Here is a 14,157-nt window from a genome sequence, read left to right on the forward strand (position 1 = left end):
CACCGCTATCGTAGGCAAGCCAACTCCCACATTAACTTGCTTCCACATGTGATCAGCGGCTGGCCGGAAAGTCTTTGTGAAGCTGCTCCAGCAATGCATCCTTGTCTTGCCACAACTGGTTGATCCAGCCCTGGAACGCTAACCGATATTCCCCATCCTGCTCATAATTCTTGCCGATGAACTCGGCCGGGATCTGCACCTCTTCAAAGTGCACCACCACGTCCTTCACGTTGCCGCACAGCAAGTCCCAATAACCTGGGCGCCCGCCGGGGTAGTGGATGGTCACATTGATCAGTGATTTGAGCTGCTCGCCCATGGCATCCAGTACAAACGCAATGCCGCCCGCCTTGGGTTTAAGCAGGTAGCGAAACGGTGATTGCTGCTGCGCATGCTTGCTCGGCGTAAAGCGTGTGCCTTCAGCAAAGTTGAAAATTCCCACGGGGTTGTCGCGAAACTTCGCACAGGTCTTGCGCGTGGTTTCCAGGTCTTTGCCTTTCTTCTCCGGGTGCTTCTCCAAATATGCCTTGCTGTAGCGCTTCATGAAGGGAAAGCCCAGTGCCCACCACGCCAGGCCAATCACCGGGACCCAGATCAGCTCTTGCTTGAGGAAGAACTTCAGGGGGCGAATGCGCCGATTGAGCACGTACTGCAACACCATGATGTCGACCCAGCTCTGATGGTTGCTGGTCACCAGGTACGAGTGCTGGTAGTCCAGGCCCTCAAGGCCAGTCAGGTGCCAGCGCGTACGGCGCACCAGGTTCATCCAGCCCTTGTTGTTGGTAACCCAGGCTTCGTGGGTGTGGTTCATCAGCCATTCGCTCAGGCGCTTGGCGAACGGCAGCGCCTTGAACAGCGCCACGATAAACAGGAACGAACACAGCAGGATCGTGTTCAGCGCCAGCAACAGCGAAGCGATCACCCCGCGCACGGCGGCAGGTAGAAAATCCAGCATTTAGATATCCATGGGTCGGTTGGCGGCTTGGATCGCCGTCAGGGCGATGGTGTACACGATGTCGTCCACCTGGGCGCCACGTGGCAGGTCATTGACCGGTTTGCGCAGGCCCTGAAGCATCGGCCCCAGGCTCACGCAATCGGCGCTGCGTTGTACGGCTTTGTGGGTGGTGTTGCCGGTGTTCAGGTCCGGGAATACAAAGACGGTGGCCTTGCCCGCCACCTGGCTGTTGGGCGCCAGTTGTCGGGCGACGTTTTCGTTGGCGGCGGCGTCGTATTGCAACGGGCCGTCGATCAGCAACGAACTTTGTTGTTCGTGGGCGAGCAGGGTGGCTTCGCGGACTTTTTCCACCTCCTCGCCGCTGGCCGAGTCACCGCTGGAGTAGCTGATCATCGCCACCCGTGGCGTGATGCCGAACGCCGCCGCCGAGTCGGCGCTTTGCAGGGCGATTTCCGCCAGTTCCGCAGCGCTTGGGTGCGGGTTCATCACGCAGTCGCCGTACACCAGCACCTGCTCGGGGAACAGCATGAAGAACACCGACGACACCAGGGTGCAGCCCGGCGCGGTCTTGATCAGCTGCAGCGCCGGGCGAATGGTGTTGGCGGTGGAGTGAATCACGCCGGAGACCAGGCCATCCACTTCGTCGAGGGCGAGCATCATGGTGGCGATCACCACGGTGTCTTCCAGTTGCTGCTCGGCCATGGGCGCGTTGAGGCTTTTGCTCTTGCGCAAGGCGACCATTGGCTCCACGTAGCGTTGGCGAATCAGGTCGGGGTCGAGAATCTCCAGGCCTTCGGGCAGGTCGATACCCTGGGCGCGGGCGACTGCCTCCACATCCGCAGGCTTGGCCAACAGCACGCAACGGGCAATGCCGCGGGCCTGGCAGATCGCGGCGGCCTGTACGGTCAGCGGCTCGCTACCTTCGGGCAACACGATGCGTTTGTTGGCGGCCTGGGCGCGTTGGATCAACTGGTAACGGAACACTGCCGGCGACAGGCGCATCTCCCTTGGCGTGCCGCAGCGCTGGTGCAGCCAGCGCGCATCGAGGTGGCTGGCGACGAAGTCGGTGATGATTTCCGCACGCTCGCGGTCATCGATAGGGATTTCCTTGTTGAGGCTATTGAGCTGGTTGGCGGTGTCATAGGAGCCGGTGCTCACCGACAACACCGGCAACCCGGCCTGGAAGGCGCCTCGGCACAGATCCATGATGCGTGGGTCGGGCAGGGTGTCGCTGGTCAGCAGCAGCCCGGCCAGCGGCACGCCATTGATGGCGGCCAGGCTGACGGCGAGGATGATGTCATCGCGATCTCCCGGGGTTACCACCAACACACCGGGTTTGAGCAGCTCGACAGTGTTACGCATGGTGCGCGCGCAAATGATGATCTTGGTCATGCGCCGGCTTTCGTAGTCGCCGGCGTTGAGGATCTGCGCGCCCATCAGGTCGGCCACGTCGCGGGTGCGCGGGGCATTCAGCTCGGGTTGGTAGGGGATGCAGCCGAGCAGCCGGAAATCACCGCTGCGCAACAGCGGCGAATGCTCTTTGAGGCGCGCCGAGAAGGCTTCCATGCTTTCGTCGGTGCGTACCTTGTTGAGAATTACGCCCAGCACTTTCGGGTCTTTGGGGCCGCCAAACAGTTGGGCCTGCAATTCCACACGGCCGGAAAGCTCGGTGAGCACTTCATTTTCCGGCGCCGAGACCAGGATCACTTCCGCGTCCAGGCTCTTGGCCAGGTGCAGGTTGACCCGTGCCGCGTAGCTGGCGCTGCGGGTCGGCACCATCCCTTCGACGATCAGCACGTCTTTGCCTACGGCTGCCTGTTGGTAAAGGGTGATGATCTCTTCGAGCAACTCATCGAGCTGGCCGTCGCCGAGCATGCGCTCTACGTGAGCCAGGCCCAGGGGCTGCGGCGGTTTCAGGCCGTGGGTGCGCGCCACCAGCTCGGTAGAGCGTTCCGGCCCGGTATCGCCAGGGTGTGGCTGGGCAATGGGTTTGAAAAAGCCGACTTTCAGGCCGGCCCGTTCCAGTGTGCGCACCAGCCCAAGGCTGATGGAGGTCAGACCCACACCAAAATCGGTGGGCGCGATAAAAAAAGTCTGCATGCGAATTCTCTGGAGGTGCATGGCTTGGGTGGCGCTCCATGGGTGAGTGCCTACCGCGAATCAGGCGCCAAGGTTATCGTTATTCGTGCCCTTGCGCACACCAGCCGCACGCAAAGGCCTGGCCTATTTTTTCAAGGCGTTGCGCGGGGTCGAGCACCCAGGCGCGTGACTGCCAGGGCGGCTGGTGGCGCAGGTGCTGGGTGTGGCCGCAAGACAGCTCGGCCACCCAGTGCCCATCGTCGTCCTGATGAAAACCTGTGATCGTGACCGTTGATCGGCCCCGTCCGTCCGGGTTCCGTTCGCTTTCGGGCAAATCCTTGTTTAGACTTGTCCGTTCTTCATTCTTATGCAAAAGGTCTCGCCCCATGACGATCGCCGCTAACAAGGCTGTCTCCATCGACTATACCCTGACCAACGACGCTGGTGAGGTCATCGACAGCTCCGCCGGCGGCGCGCCGCTGGTTTACCTGCAAGGCGCAGGTAACATCATCCCGGGCCTGGAAAAGGCTCTGGAAGGCAAGAACGTCGGTGACGAACTGACTGTCGCCGTAGAACCTGAAGATGCCTACGGCGAATACTCCGCCGAACTGGTCAGCACCTTGAGCCGCAGCATGTTCGAAGGTGTCGATGAGCTGGAAGTGGGCATGCAGTTCCACGCTTCCGCGCCGGACGGCCAAATGCAGATCGTCACCATCCGCGACCTGGACGGCGACGACGTTACCGTTGACGGCAACCACCCTCTGGCTGGCCAGCGCCTGAACTTCCAAGTGAAGATCGTGGCCATCCGCGACGCTTCCCAGGAAGAAGTGGCTCACGGCCACGTCCACGGTGAAGGCGGTCATCACCATTGATTGATGTTTTGATCAGGTGGTAGCAAAAACGCCCCGACTGGTTCGGGGCGTTTTTTTTGCCTTGAGAATATTCCCGGTCAACTTTCTGTAGGAGCGAGCTTGCTCGCGAAAAACCTGAGAGCCCCGCCGGGCGCCAGGCTTCCCGCGTCATCGTTAACGATCTTCGCGAGCAAGCTCGCTCCTACAGTTTTCAGGGGCAAACAAAAATGCCCCGGACCTTTCGGTACGGGGCATTTCTTAACTGTTACACAGCCTGGGCTGCGTTGCAGTTGTTACCACTTAGGCTGCAGCAGGAACGCTCAGAGCCTTGATGTGGCCATTCAGGCGGCTCTTATGGCGAGCGGCCTTGTTCTTGTGGATGATGCCTTTATCGGCCATACGGTCGATAACAGGCACAGCCAGAACGTAAGCTGCTTGAGCTTTTTCAGCGTCTTTGGTGTCGATGGCTTTGACTACATTCTTGATGTAGGTGCGAACCATGGAACGCAGGCTGGCGTTGTGGCTGCGACGCTTCTCAGCCTGTTTTGCACGTTTTTTGGCGGAAGGTGTGTTGGCCACCGTCGAGCTCCTCGAAAGACTTTTTAGGAAATAGCAAACAAAATAGGCCGCGAATCATGCCGATGACTTGACGGGTTGTCAAGGGCGGCTGATGCGAACTGCTGAGTGGTCGATCTGAAGAGGCGGGTGATTTATTTCCGGCGCTTGACCTGTAAACTCGCGAGCTTTGGCTCTGTGCTGTTGCAGGCGCGCAGTATCGCATAAGTGGGCGCGTAGTTCGCCTGCTCTTTATCTATAGGCGCAAACTCTTTCAATGAATCTGCTCAAATCGTTGGCTGCCGTCAGCTCTATCACGATGATTTCCCGGGTATTGGGGTTCGTGCGCGACACCCTGCTGGCCCGCATCTTTGGCGCCAGCATGGCCACGGATGCGTTCTTTATTGCCTTTAAACTGCCCAACCTGTTGCGGCGGATCTTTGCCGAAGGCGCGTTTTCCCAGGCGTTCGTGCCGATTCTGGCCGAATACAAGACCCAGCATGGCGAGGAGGCGACTCGTACGTTCATCGCCTACGTCTCGGGTTTGCTGACGCTGGTGCTGATGCTGGTAACCATCGTCGGGATGCTCGCCGCTCCCTGGGTGATCTGGGCCACGGCGCCCGGTTTTGCCAACACGCCGGAAAAGTTCGCGCTGACCACTGATCTGCTGCGGGTGACCTTTCCTTATATATTGCTGATTTCCCTGTCTTCGCTCGCCGGGGCGATCCTCAATACCTGGAATCGTTTCTCGGTACCGGCCTTTGTGCCGACCTTGCTGAACGTCAGCATGATTATTTTTGCGCTGTTCCTCACGCCGTATTTCGACCCTCCGGTCATGGCCCTGGGTTGGGCGGTGCTGGCCGGCGGCCTGGCGCAGTTGTTGTACCAACTGCCGCACCTGAAAAAAATCGGCATGCTCGTACTGCCGCGCCTGAACCTCAAGGACACCGGCGTCTGGCGCGTGATGCGCAATATGCTGCCGGCGATCCTCGGGGTGTCGGTCAGTCAGATTTCGCTGATCATCAACACCGCGTTTGCCTCGTTGCTGGTGTCCGGGTCGGTATCGTGGATGTATTACGCCGACCGTCTGATGGAGTTGCCATCCGGTGTGCTTGGCGTGGCATTGGGCACGATCCTGCTGCCGACCCTGGCGCGCACCTATGCCAGCAAGGATCGTCAGGAGTATTCGCGCATTCTCGATTGGGGCCTGCGTCTGTGCTTTCTATTGGTGTTGCCATGCGCGCTGGCCTTGGGAATCCTCGCCGAACCGCTGACGGTCTCGCTGTTTCAATACGGGCAATTCGATGCACATGACGCCTTGATGACTCAGCACGCGCTGGTTGCCTACTCTGTCGGCCTGCTCGGTATTATCGTGATCAAGGTGCTGGCGCCGGGCTTCTACGCACAGCAAAACATCCGCACGCCGGTGAAGATCGCGATTTTCACGCTGATCGTCACACAGTTGCTCAACCTGCTGTTTATCGGTCCGTTGGCCCATGCCGGGCTGGCGCTGGCGATCAGTGCCGGTGCCTGTATCAATGCCGGCCTGTTGTTTTATCAGCTGCGCAAGCAGCAGATGTACCAGCCGCAGCCGGGTTGGGGAATGTTCACGCTCAAGTTGCTTGTGGCGGTGGCCGCAATGTCCGCGGTGCTGGTGGGGCTGATGCAGGTGATGCCGGCCTGGGGTGATGGCGATATGCTGGAGCGCTTCATGCGCCTGGGCGCGTTGGTAGTGGCGGGCGTGGTGGTGTACTTCGGGATGTTGCTGTTGCAGGGCTTCCGCCTGCGCGATTTCAATCGCAAGTCGCTGGGATAGCGAGTTTGCCGCGATAAAACAGTTGTTTTATCGATTCGACCCATTTGGCCTGCGCTGTTGCCTGTCGTCCGGGGCTGGGTGTGGTTATAATCGACCACTTTATGAGCAAGAAGCGCGTTATGCAGCTGGTTCGAGGTCTCCACAACCTGCGCCCCGAGCATCGGGGCTGCGTCGCCACTATTGGCAACTTTGACGGTGTTCACCGTGGCCACCAGGCTATCCTGGCTCGGCTGCGCGAGCGTGCGGTCGAGTTGGGCGTGCCCAGCTGCGTGGTGATTTTTGAGCCACAACCGCGGGAGTTCTTTACCCCGGAAACGGCGCCGGCACGCTTGGCGCGCTTGCGGGACAAGTTGCAGCTGTTGGCGGAGGAGGGCGTGGACCGTGTCCTCTGCCTGGCATTCAACCAGCGTTTGCGCAGCCTCAGCGCCGCCGAGTTCGTCGACCGCATCCTGGTGGACGGCTTGGGTGTGCAGCACCTGGAGGTCGGCGACGACTTCCATTTCGGTTGTGACCGGGTCGGGGATTTCGATTTCCTGCAACATGCCGGTGTGAATCAGGGTTTCACTGTCGAGGCCGCGCAAACCGTCGAACTGGACGGCCTGCGCGTGAGCAGCACCCAGGTGCGTAACGCCCTGGCCGCCGCCGACTTCGACCTGGCCGAGCGTTTGCTCGGCCGCCCGTTCCGCATTGCCGGACGGGTATTGCACGGCCAGAAGCTGGCGCGCCAATTGGGCACGCCAACCGCAAACGTGCAACTCAAGCGCCGTCGTGTGCCGCTGACCGGGGTTTACCTGGTAAGTGTCGACATCGATGGCCAATCGTGGCCGGGAGTCGCCAATATAGGCGTCAGACCCACGGTTGCAGGTGATGGCAAGGCCCACCTGGAAGTTCACCTTTTGGATTTTGCCGGTGATTTATACGACCGGCGTTTGACGGTGGTTTTCCACCAGAAGCTGCGTGAAGAGCAGCGTTTCGCCTCCCTGGAGGCGTTGAAAACGGCGATCAATGCGGATGTCGCCGCCGCCCGTGCACTAGCCGCACCTAGCGCCCATCGCTAACCGAAGAGCCTTAAATGACCGACTATAAAGCCACGCTAAACCTTCCGGACACCGCCTTCCCAATGAAGGCCGGCCTGCCACAGCGCGAACCGCAGATCCTGCAGCGCTGGGACAGTATTGGCCTGTACGGAAAGTTGCGCGAAATTGGCAAGGATCGTCCGAAGTTCGTCCTGCACGACGGCCCTCCTTATGCCAACGGCACGATTCACATCGGTCACGCGCTGAACAAGATTCTCAAGGACATGATCCTGCGCTCCAAGACCCTGTCGGGCTTCGACGCGCCGTATGTCCCGGGTTGGGACTGCCACGGCCTGCCGATCGAGCACAAAGTCGAAGTGACTTATGGCAAGAACCTGGGCGCGGACAAGACCCGCGAACTGTGCCGTGCCTACGCCGCCGAGCAGATCGAAGGGCAGAAATCCGAATTCATCCGCCTGGGTGTACTGGGCGAGTGGGACAATCCCTACAAGACCATGAACTTCAAGAACGAGGCCGGTGAAATCCGCGCCTTGGCTGAAATCGTCAAGGGCGGTTTCGTGTTCAAGGGCCTCAAGCCCGTGAACTGGTGCTTCGACTGCGGTTCGGCCCTGGCCGAAGCGGAAGTGGAGTACGAAGACAAGAAGTCCTCGACCATCGACGTAGCCTTCCCGATCGCCGACGACGCCAAGCTGGCCGAGGCTTTCGGCCTGGCAAGCCTGAGCAAGCCAGCGGCCATCGTGATCTGGACCACCACCCCGTGGACCATCCCGGCCAACCAGGCGCTGAACGTGCACCCGGAATTCACCTACGCCCTGGTGGACGTTGGTGATCGCCTGCTGGTGCTGGCCGAGGAAATGGTCGAGTCGTGCCTGGCGCGTTACGAGCTGCAAGGTTCGGTGATCGCTACCACCACGGGTTCTGCGCTGGAGCTGATCAACTTCCGTCACCCGTTCTATGACCGTCTGTCGCCGGTGTACCTGGCGGACTACGTGGAGCTAGGCGCCGGCACTGGCATCGTTCACTCTGCGCCCGCCTATGGCGTAGACGACTTCGTGACCTGCAAAGCCTATGGCATGGTCAACGACGACATTCTGAATCCAGTACAAAGCAATGGCGTGTACGCGCCGTCCCTGGAGTTCTTCGGCGGCCAGTTCATCTTCAAGGCCAACCAGCCGATCATCGACAAGCTCTCGGAAGTCGGCGCGCTGTTGCACACCGAAACCATCAAGCACAGCTACATGCACTGCTGGCGCCACAAGACCCCGCTGATCTACCGCGCCACTGCGCAGTGGTTTATCGGTATGGACAAAGAGCCGACCAGCGGCGATACCCTGCGTAACCGCGCGATCAAGGCCATCGAAGACACCACGTTCGTTCCGGCCTGGGGCCAGGCGCGCCTGCATTCGATGATCGCCAATCGTCCGGACTGGTGCATCTCCCGCCAACGTAACTGGGGCGTGCCGATTCCGTTCTTCCTGAACAAGGAAAGCGGCGAGCTGCACCCTCGCACCGTCGAACTGATGGAGCTTGTGGCCCAGCGTGTCGAGCAGGAAGGTATCGAAGCCTGGTTCAAGCTGGACGCCGCCGAGCTGTTGGGCGATGAAGCGCCGCTGTACGACAAGATCAGCGACACCCTCGACGTGTGGTTCGATTCGGGCACCACCCACTGGCACGTGCTGCGTGGCTCGCACCCGATGGGCCACGAGACCGGCCCGCGTGCCGACCTGTACCTTGAAGGTTCGGACCAACACCGTGGCTGGTTCCACTCGTCGCTGCTGACCGGTTGCGCCATCGACGACCACGCACCGTACCGCGAACTGCTGACCCACGGTTTCACCGTCGACGAGAACGGCCGCAAAATGTCCAAATCCCTGGGCAACGTGATTGCGCCGCAAAAGGTCAATGACACCCTGGGCGCCGACATCATGCGTCTGTGGGTGGCCTCGACTGACTATTCGGGTGAGATGGCTGTTTCGGAGCAGATCCTGCAACGCAGCGCCGACGCCTATCGTCGTATCCGCAATACCGCGCGCTTCATGCTGTCGAACCTGACCGGTTTCAACCCGGCCACCGACCTGCTGCCGGCCGAAGACATGCTCGCGCTGGACCGTTGGGCCGTGGACCGTACCCTGTTGCTGCAGCGTGAGTTGCAAGAGCACTACGGCGAATACCGCTTCTGGAATGTCTACTCCAAGATCCACAACTTCTGCGTGCAGGAGCTGGGCGGTTTCTACCTCGACATCATCAAGGACCGCCAGTACACCACCGGCGCCAACAGCAAAGCTCGCCGTTCGGCGCAGACCGCGCTGTACCACATCAGCGAAGCGCTGGTGCGCTGGATCGCACCGATCCTGGCGTTCACCGCCGACGAGCTGTGGGAATACCTGCCGGGCGAGCGTAACGAGTCCGTCATGCTCAACACCTGGTACGAAGGCTTGACCGAACTGCCGGCCGACTTCGAACTGGGCCGCGAGTACTGGGCGGGCGTCATGGCCGTCAAGGTTGCGGTGAACAAGGAACTGGAAGTCCAGCGTGCGGCCAAGGCCGTGGGTGGCAACCTGCAAGCCGAAGTCACCCTGTTTGCCGAGGATGGCCTGACTGCCGACCTGGCCAAGCTGAGCAACGAACTGCGCTTCGTGCTGATCACCTCCACCGCGAGCCTGGCACCTTTCGCCCAGGCCCCGGCAGATGCCGTGGTCACCGAGGTACCGGGCCTGAAGCTCAAGGTGGTGAAATCGGCCTTCCCTAAATGCGCCCGTTGCTGGCACTGCCGTGAAGATGTCGGTGTGAACCCTGAGCACCCGGAAATCTGCGGTCGTTGTGTCGACAATATCAGCGGTGAAGGCGAGGTTCGCCACTATGCCTAATGCAGCCAGTCGTTTCGGACGTCTGGGCTGGCTCGTACTGAGCCTGCTGGTGCTGGTTATTGACCAGGTCAGCAAGGCTCACTTCGAGGGCTCCCTGGAAATGTTCCAGCAAATCGTGGTGATTCCGGATTACTTCAGCTGGACCCTGGCCTACAACACTGGCGCCGCCTTCAGCTTCCTCGCTGACGGCGGCGGCTGGCAGCGCTGGCTGTTCGCGGTGATCGCCGTGGTGGTCAGTGCCGTGCTGGTGGTGTGGCTAAAGCGCCTGGGTCGCGACGACACCTGGCTGGCTATCGCGCTGGCCCTGGTGTTGGGCGGCGCGCTGGGTAACCTGTATGACCGCATCGCCCTGGGCCATGTGATCGACTTCATCCTGGTGCACTGGCAGAACCGCCACTACTTCCCGGCGTTCAACTTTGCCGACAGCGCCATCACCGTTGGTGCAATCATGCTGGCGCTGGATATGTTCAAGAGCAAGAAAACCGGAGAAACCGTCAATGACTGATCAGGTATTGGCTGAGCAACGCATCGGCCAGAACACGGAAGTCACTTTGCATTTCGCATTGCGCCTGGAGAATGGCGACACGGTAGACAGCACCTTCGACAAAGCCCCGGCGACCTTCAAGGTTGGTGACGGTAACCTGCTGCCTGGTTTTGAAGCGGCATTGTTCGGGTTCAAGGCGGGCGACAAGCGCAACCTGCAGATCCTGCCGGAAAACGCCTTCGGCCAACCCAACCCGCAAAACGTGCAGATCATCCCGCGTTCGCAGTTCGAGGGTATGGACCTGTCGGAAGGTTTGCTGGTGATCTTCAATGATGCGGCGAATACTGAACTGCCCGGCGTGGTAAAAGCTTTCGATGACACGCAAGTGACCATCGACTTCAACCATCCGTTGGCCGGTAAAACCTTGACGTTTGATGTTGAAATCATCGACGTTAAAGCGCTCTAACTGACGAAACCGGTTCCTGTGGGGCTGGCTTGTGTGGGAGCTGGCTTGCCTGCGATAGCATCACCTCGGTGTACCTGATACATCGAGACGTTTGCATCGCGGGCAAGCCCGCTCATACAGACGCTTATTCTATAGAGCTGAGTTGATCCAATTTCTTGGCCTGCAAGGCACGAGGCACAGCATGCAAATCAAACTCGCCAACCCCCGTGGCTTCTGCGCTGGCGTGGACCGGGCGATCGAAATCGTCAACCGCGCCCTGGAAGTCTTCGGGCCGCCGATTTATGTGCGCCACGAAGTCGTGCATAACAAGTTCGTGGTCGAAGACCTGCGCGCACGCGGTGCGATCTTTGTCGAAGAACTCGACCAGGTACCCGACGACGTTATCGTCATCTTCAGTGCCCATGGCGTGTCCCAGGCCGTACGTACCGAAGCGGCCGGCCGTGGCCTAAAAGTGTTCGATGCCACTTGCCCGCTGGTAACCAAGGTGCACATCGAAGTGGCGCGTTATAGCCGCGACGGTCGCGAATGCATCCTGATCGGCCATGCCGGTCACCCGGAAGTCGAAGGCACCATGGGCCAGTACGACGCCAGCAACGGCGGCGCCATCTACCTGGTTGAAGACGAAAAAGACGTCGCCAACTTGCAGGTGCACAATCCCGACCGCCTGGCTTTCGTTACCCAGACCACCTTGTCCATGGACGATACCAGCCGCGTCATCGATGCCCTGCGCACGCGTTTCCCGGCCATTGGCGGCCCACGCAAGGATGACATCTGCTACGCCACGCAAAACCGTCAGGATGCGGTCAAGCAACTGGCGAATGAGTGTGATGTTGTGCTGGTGGTCGGCAGCCCTAACAGTTCCAACTCCAACCGCTTGCGTGAGCTGGCCGAACGCATGGCCACGCCGGCGTACTTGATCGACGGTGCCGAAGACATGCAGCGCAGCTGGTTCGATGGCGTTGAGCGTATCGGCATCACGGCGGGTGCCTCCGCTCCGGAAGTGCTGGTGCGCGGTGTGATCCAACAGTTGCAAGCCTGGGGTGCTACCGGCGCCGATGAGCTGGCGGGTCGTGAAGAAAACATCACGTTCTCGATGCCCAAGGAACTGCGGGTCCGCTCGTTGCTCTGACGGCCAGGGTGCTGGAATAGCCTCGGCATAATGCCTGTTCGGTCTTGTCATTGCGCAGGCTGACGCGCCCGCTGGGGGCCAGCACGATCTGATACAGGCTTTGTGCCTGGTCCTTGCCACACACATGCACGGTGCCGGCACGAAATCCCCCGCCGGCGAACACTGGCTCCCCCAGGCCGCTGAAGCGCACCTGGCTCGTAACCGGGCCATTACCGGCGACCGGCACGCGCCCATTGCTCTCGCGCTCCAGCAATACCGGATTGTCGTCATCCAGGTGGCCGCGCCCACTCACATCCAGTATCACGCGCCATCCCAGGCTCCAGTCCTCGTCCTTTGCATGAATGACCACCGCCCGGTTACGCGCGATGGCCTCGGTGCGTGCGTAGCGCAGCCCGGAGGCAAGTGCTTGGGCCGCGCTTTGTCGTTGCTGCGATTCAAGCAAACCCTTGAAACCGGGTACGGCCAGTTGCGCGAGAAAACTGGTGACGATCAGCCCCAGCAACATCTCAATCAGGGTGAAACCTTGTTGTTTCATGTGCGTTCCCTCCTTGGGCACGAGTAGGTTTTCTAGGTATAGCGCTTGGTCGTTGGCGCTGGATGATGGCCTTTATGTCCAAAGTATTTCCCTTTGTTCCGGGAGCAGCGCCGCTCGAAAACCGACGCTAGTCTTGGGTCGCACAGCAGGTCTTGCCTGCTTTTTTTCACCGGCCTTCGACATGGATGACGACGGAAATGCCAGCCTGCCAGAACCGATTCCTGCGCGTTGCGCACTCGCGCCAATCCGGCATGACGCTGGTCGAGGTGCTGGTAGCGCTGTTGATTTTGGCGATCGGCCTGATGGGCGCTGCGGTGCTGCAACTCAACGCGCTCAAGTACACCAACAGCGCCAGGATGACCAGCCAAGCCAGTTTTATTGCCTATGACATGCTCGACCGCATTCGCACCAATGCTGGCGCCGATTACACATGGGGCAGGGCGGAGCTGGCGCCGCCCAACACTGCCACCGCCAGCGTGCGTGACCTCGACCTGCACGATTTCGAGGCCAATATCACGGGTTTTGCCGGCGAGGATGCCAAAGGTTCAGTGGTGGTGAACGGGCAAGAGGTCACCATCAGCATCAGTTGGGCGGATGCCCGAGCAGCAAACCGCCCAGGGGCGCGGGAAACCTTCACCCTGACCAGTCGAATCAGTAATGAACAGGGAGTGTCGCAATGAAGCGTCTTGGGCGAGGTTTCAGTCTGGTGGAAGTGTTGCTGGCGCTTGCCATCGGGTTGATCTTGATACTGGGGGCGAGCCAGATACTGATCAGTTCGCGGTTGACCCATGCCAGCCAGCAGGCCGCCATGCTGCTGCAGGATGATGCGCGGTTTGTGCTGAGCAAGATCACCCAGGATATTCGCCAGGCAGGCATGCTGGGGTGTTTGGCCGTGGCCGCTATCGACAATGCTCCGGCTGCCTTTGATCGGCCGATAAGCTGGGAAGCTGCGGGGAGTGCGAAGTCACTGACGCTGGTGACCGCGAATGTCGGCGATGGCGTCGGCAAGACTGACTGGACAGTGTTGTCCGACTGCAAGGAGGCGGCCAGGGCTTATGCAGGCACACCACCCGGAGCCGAACCCGGCCAACTTCGCTTTGGCATACGCCAACTTACCTACACCTACGAATCGGGTCAGTTGAAGATCAGTACCCCGGCAGCACCGGCCAAGGCAGTATTGATGGATAACTTGCGGGCATTCGACGTCAGCTTCGGCATGGCGGCCACCTCGGTATCGACAGTTGTGGTGCGCTATGACAGCCATCCGGCCGATGAGTCGCTGATACGCAGCGTGCGCATTCTCATGACCCTTCAAGATCCCTCTGGGCGGGTGAAGGACCAGACCTACAGTGTCGTGGCGGCACTGCGAAATCGGCTGGGGTAGGG

The 14,157-nt window shown here is 60.3% G+C and carries 14 protein-coding genes; 9 read left to right on the top strand and 5 right to left on the bottom strand.

Translation table 11 applies throughout. The features are described from left to right. Positions 1–52: 52 nt before the first annotated feature. The 3 genes from JFT58_RS13650 to JFT58_RS13660 form a co-directional block, all read right to left on the bottom strand. Entirely contained in the window at positions 53–952 is a 900-nt protein-coding gene (locus tag JFT58_RS13650) for an acyltransferase (RefSeq protein WP_034128062.1), read from the bottom strand. Further along, complete coding sequence (pta, locus tag JFT58_RS13655) at positions 953–3,052, bottom strand: phosphate acetyltransferase (RefSeq protein ID WP_003188396.1); 2,100 nt, start codon at positions 3,050–3,052, stop codon at positions 953–955. A gap of 79 nt (positions 3,053–3,131) precedes the next feature. Then, complete coding sequence (locus JFT58_RS13660; protein ID WP_102666761.1) at positions 3,132–3,419, bottom strand: DUF3565 domain-containing protein; 288 nt, start codon at positions 3,417–3,419, stop codon at positions 3,132–3,134. On the opposite strand from JFT58_RS13660, the gene JFT58_RS13665 reads away from it, so the two are divergent. Next, positions 3,418–3,903 (top strand): FKBP-type peptidyl-prolyl cis-trans isomerase, encoded by a 486-nt coding sequence (locus JFT58_RS13665; protein WP_003188398.1) that lies wholly within the window; start codon positions 3,418–3,420, stop codon positions 3,901–3,903. The two genes, JFT58_RS13660 and JFT58_RS13665, sit on opposite strands and share 2 nt — an antisense overlap. Positions 3,904–4,182: 279 nt before the next feature. On the opposite strand, the gene rpsT is transcribed toward JFT58_RS13665, so the two are convergent. After that, entirely contained in the window at positions 4,183–4,461 is a 279-nt protein-coding gene (gene rpsT, locus JFT58_RS13670; protein ID WP_003188401.1) for a 30S ribosomal protein S20, read from the bottom strand. A 253-nt stretch (positions 4,462–4,714) separates the two neighbouring features. Between rpsT and murJ the strand changes: the two genes are divergently transcribed. The 6 genes from murJ (at position 4,715) to ispH (ending at position 12,236) form a co-directional block, all read left to right on the top strand. Then, a complete protein-coding gene (murJ, locus tag JFT58_RS13675) occupies positions 4,715–6,253 on the top strand; it encodes a murein biosynthesis integral membrane protein MurJ (RefSeq protein WP_034128060.1) in 1,539 nt (512 codons plus the stop codon). A 119-nt stretch (positions 6,254–6,372) separates the two neighbouring features. Beyond that, the gene (gene ribF, locus JFT58_RS13680; protein WP_003188404.1) at positions 6,373–7,311 is read left to right on the top strand and encodes a bifunctional riboflavin kinase/FAD synthetase; all 939 of its coding nucleotides are present in this window, start codon (positions 6,373–6,375) and stop codon (positions 7,309–7,311) included. 14 nt (positions 7,312–7,325) lie between these two features. Next, positions 7,326–10,157, top strand: coding sequence for an isoleucine--tRNA ligase (ileS, locus tag JFT58_RS13685; protein ID WP_054896881.1), 2,832 nt, complete (start codon positions 7,326–7,328; stop codon positions 10,155–10,157). Beyond that, positions 10,150–10,662, top strand: a complete 513-nt coding sequence (lspA, locus tag JFT58_RS13690) for a signal peptidase II (RefSeq protein WP_003188406.1) — start codon at positions 10,150–10,152, stop codon at positions 10,660–10,662. Before ileS ends, lspA begins: the two co-directional genes overlap by 8 nt. Positions 10,663–10,669: 7 nt before the next feature. Then, positions 10,670–11,107 (top strand): FKBP-type peptidyl-prolyl cis-trans isomerase, encoded by a 438-nt coding sequence (locus JFT58_RS13695; protein WP_169918885.1) that lies wholly within the window; start codon positions 10,670–10,672, stop codon positions 11,105–11,107. Positions 11,108–11,288: 181 nt separating this feature from the next. Further along, entirely contained in the window at positions 11,289–12,236 is a 948-nt protein-coding gene (gene ispH, locus JFT58_RS13700) for a 4-hydroxy-3-methylbut-2-enyl diphosphate reductase (protein ID WP_032893637.1), read from the top strand. Here ispH and JFT58_RS13705 read toward each other — a convergent pair. Further along, complete coding sequence (locus JFT58_RS13705; protein ID WP_054896883.1) at positions 12,190–12,771, bottom strand: GspH/FimT family pseudopilin; 582 nt, start codon at positions 12,769–12,771, stop codon at positions 12,190–12,192. The genes ispH and JFT58_RS13705 overlap by 47 nt on opposite strands. Before the next feature lie 197 nt (positions 12,772–12,968). Between JFT58_RS13705 and pilV the strand changes: the two genes are divergently transcribed. Then, positions 12,969–13,451, top strand: coding sequence for a type IV pilus modification protein PilV (gene pilV / locus JFT58_RS13710; RefSeq protein WP_034128056.1), 483 nt, complete (start codon positions 12,969–12,971; stop codon positions 13,449–13,451). Further along, positions 13,448–14,155: a PilW family protein gene (locus JFT58_RS13715; RefSeq protein ID WP_054896884.1), complete on the top strand. Its 708-nt coding sequence runs from the start codon at positions 13,448–13,450 to the stop codon at positions 14,153–14,155. The genes pilV and JFT58_RS13715 overlap by 4 nt, the downstream gene beginning before the upstream one ends. Positions 14,156–14,157: the final 2 nt, after the last annotated feature.

Origin of the sequence: Pseudomonas sp. MF6767, from assembly GCF_016405475.1 — a bacterium.
Lineage (GTDB): Bacteria > Pseudomonadota > Gammaproteobacteria > Pseudomonadales > Pseudomonadaceae > Aquipseudomonas > Aquipseudomonas paracarnis.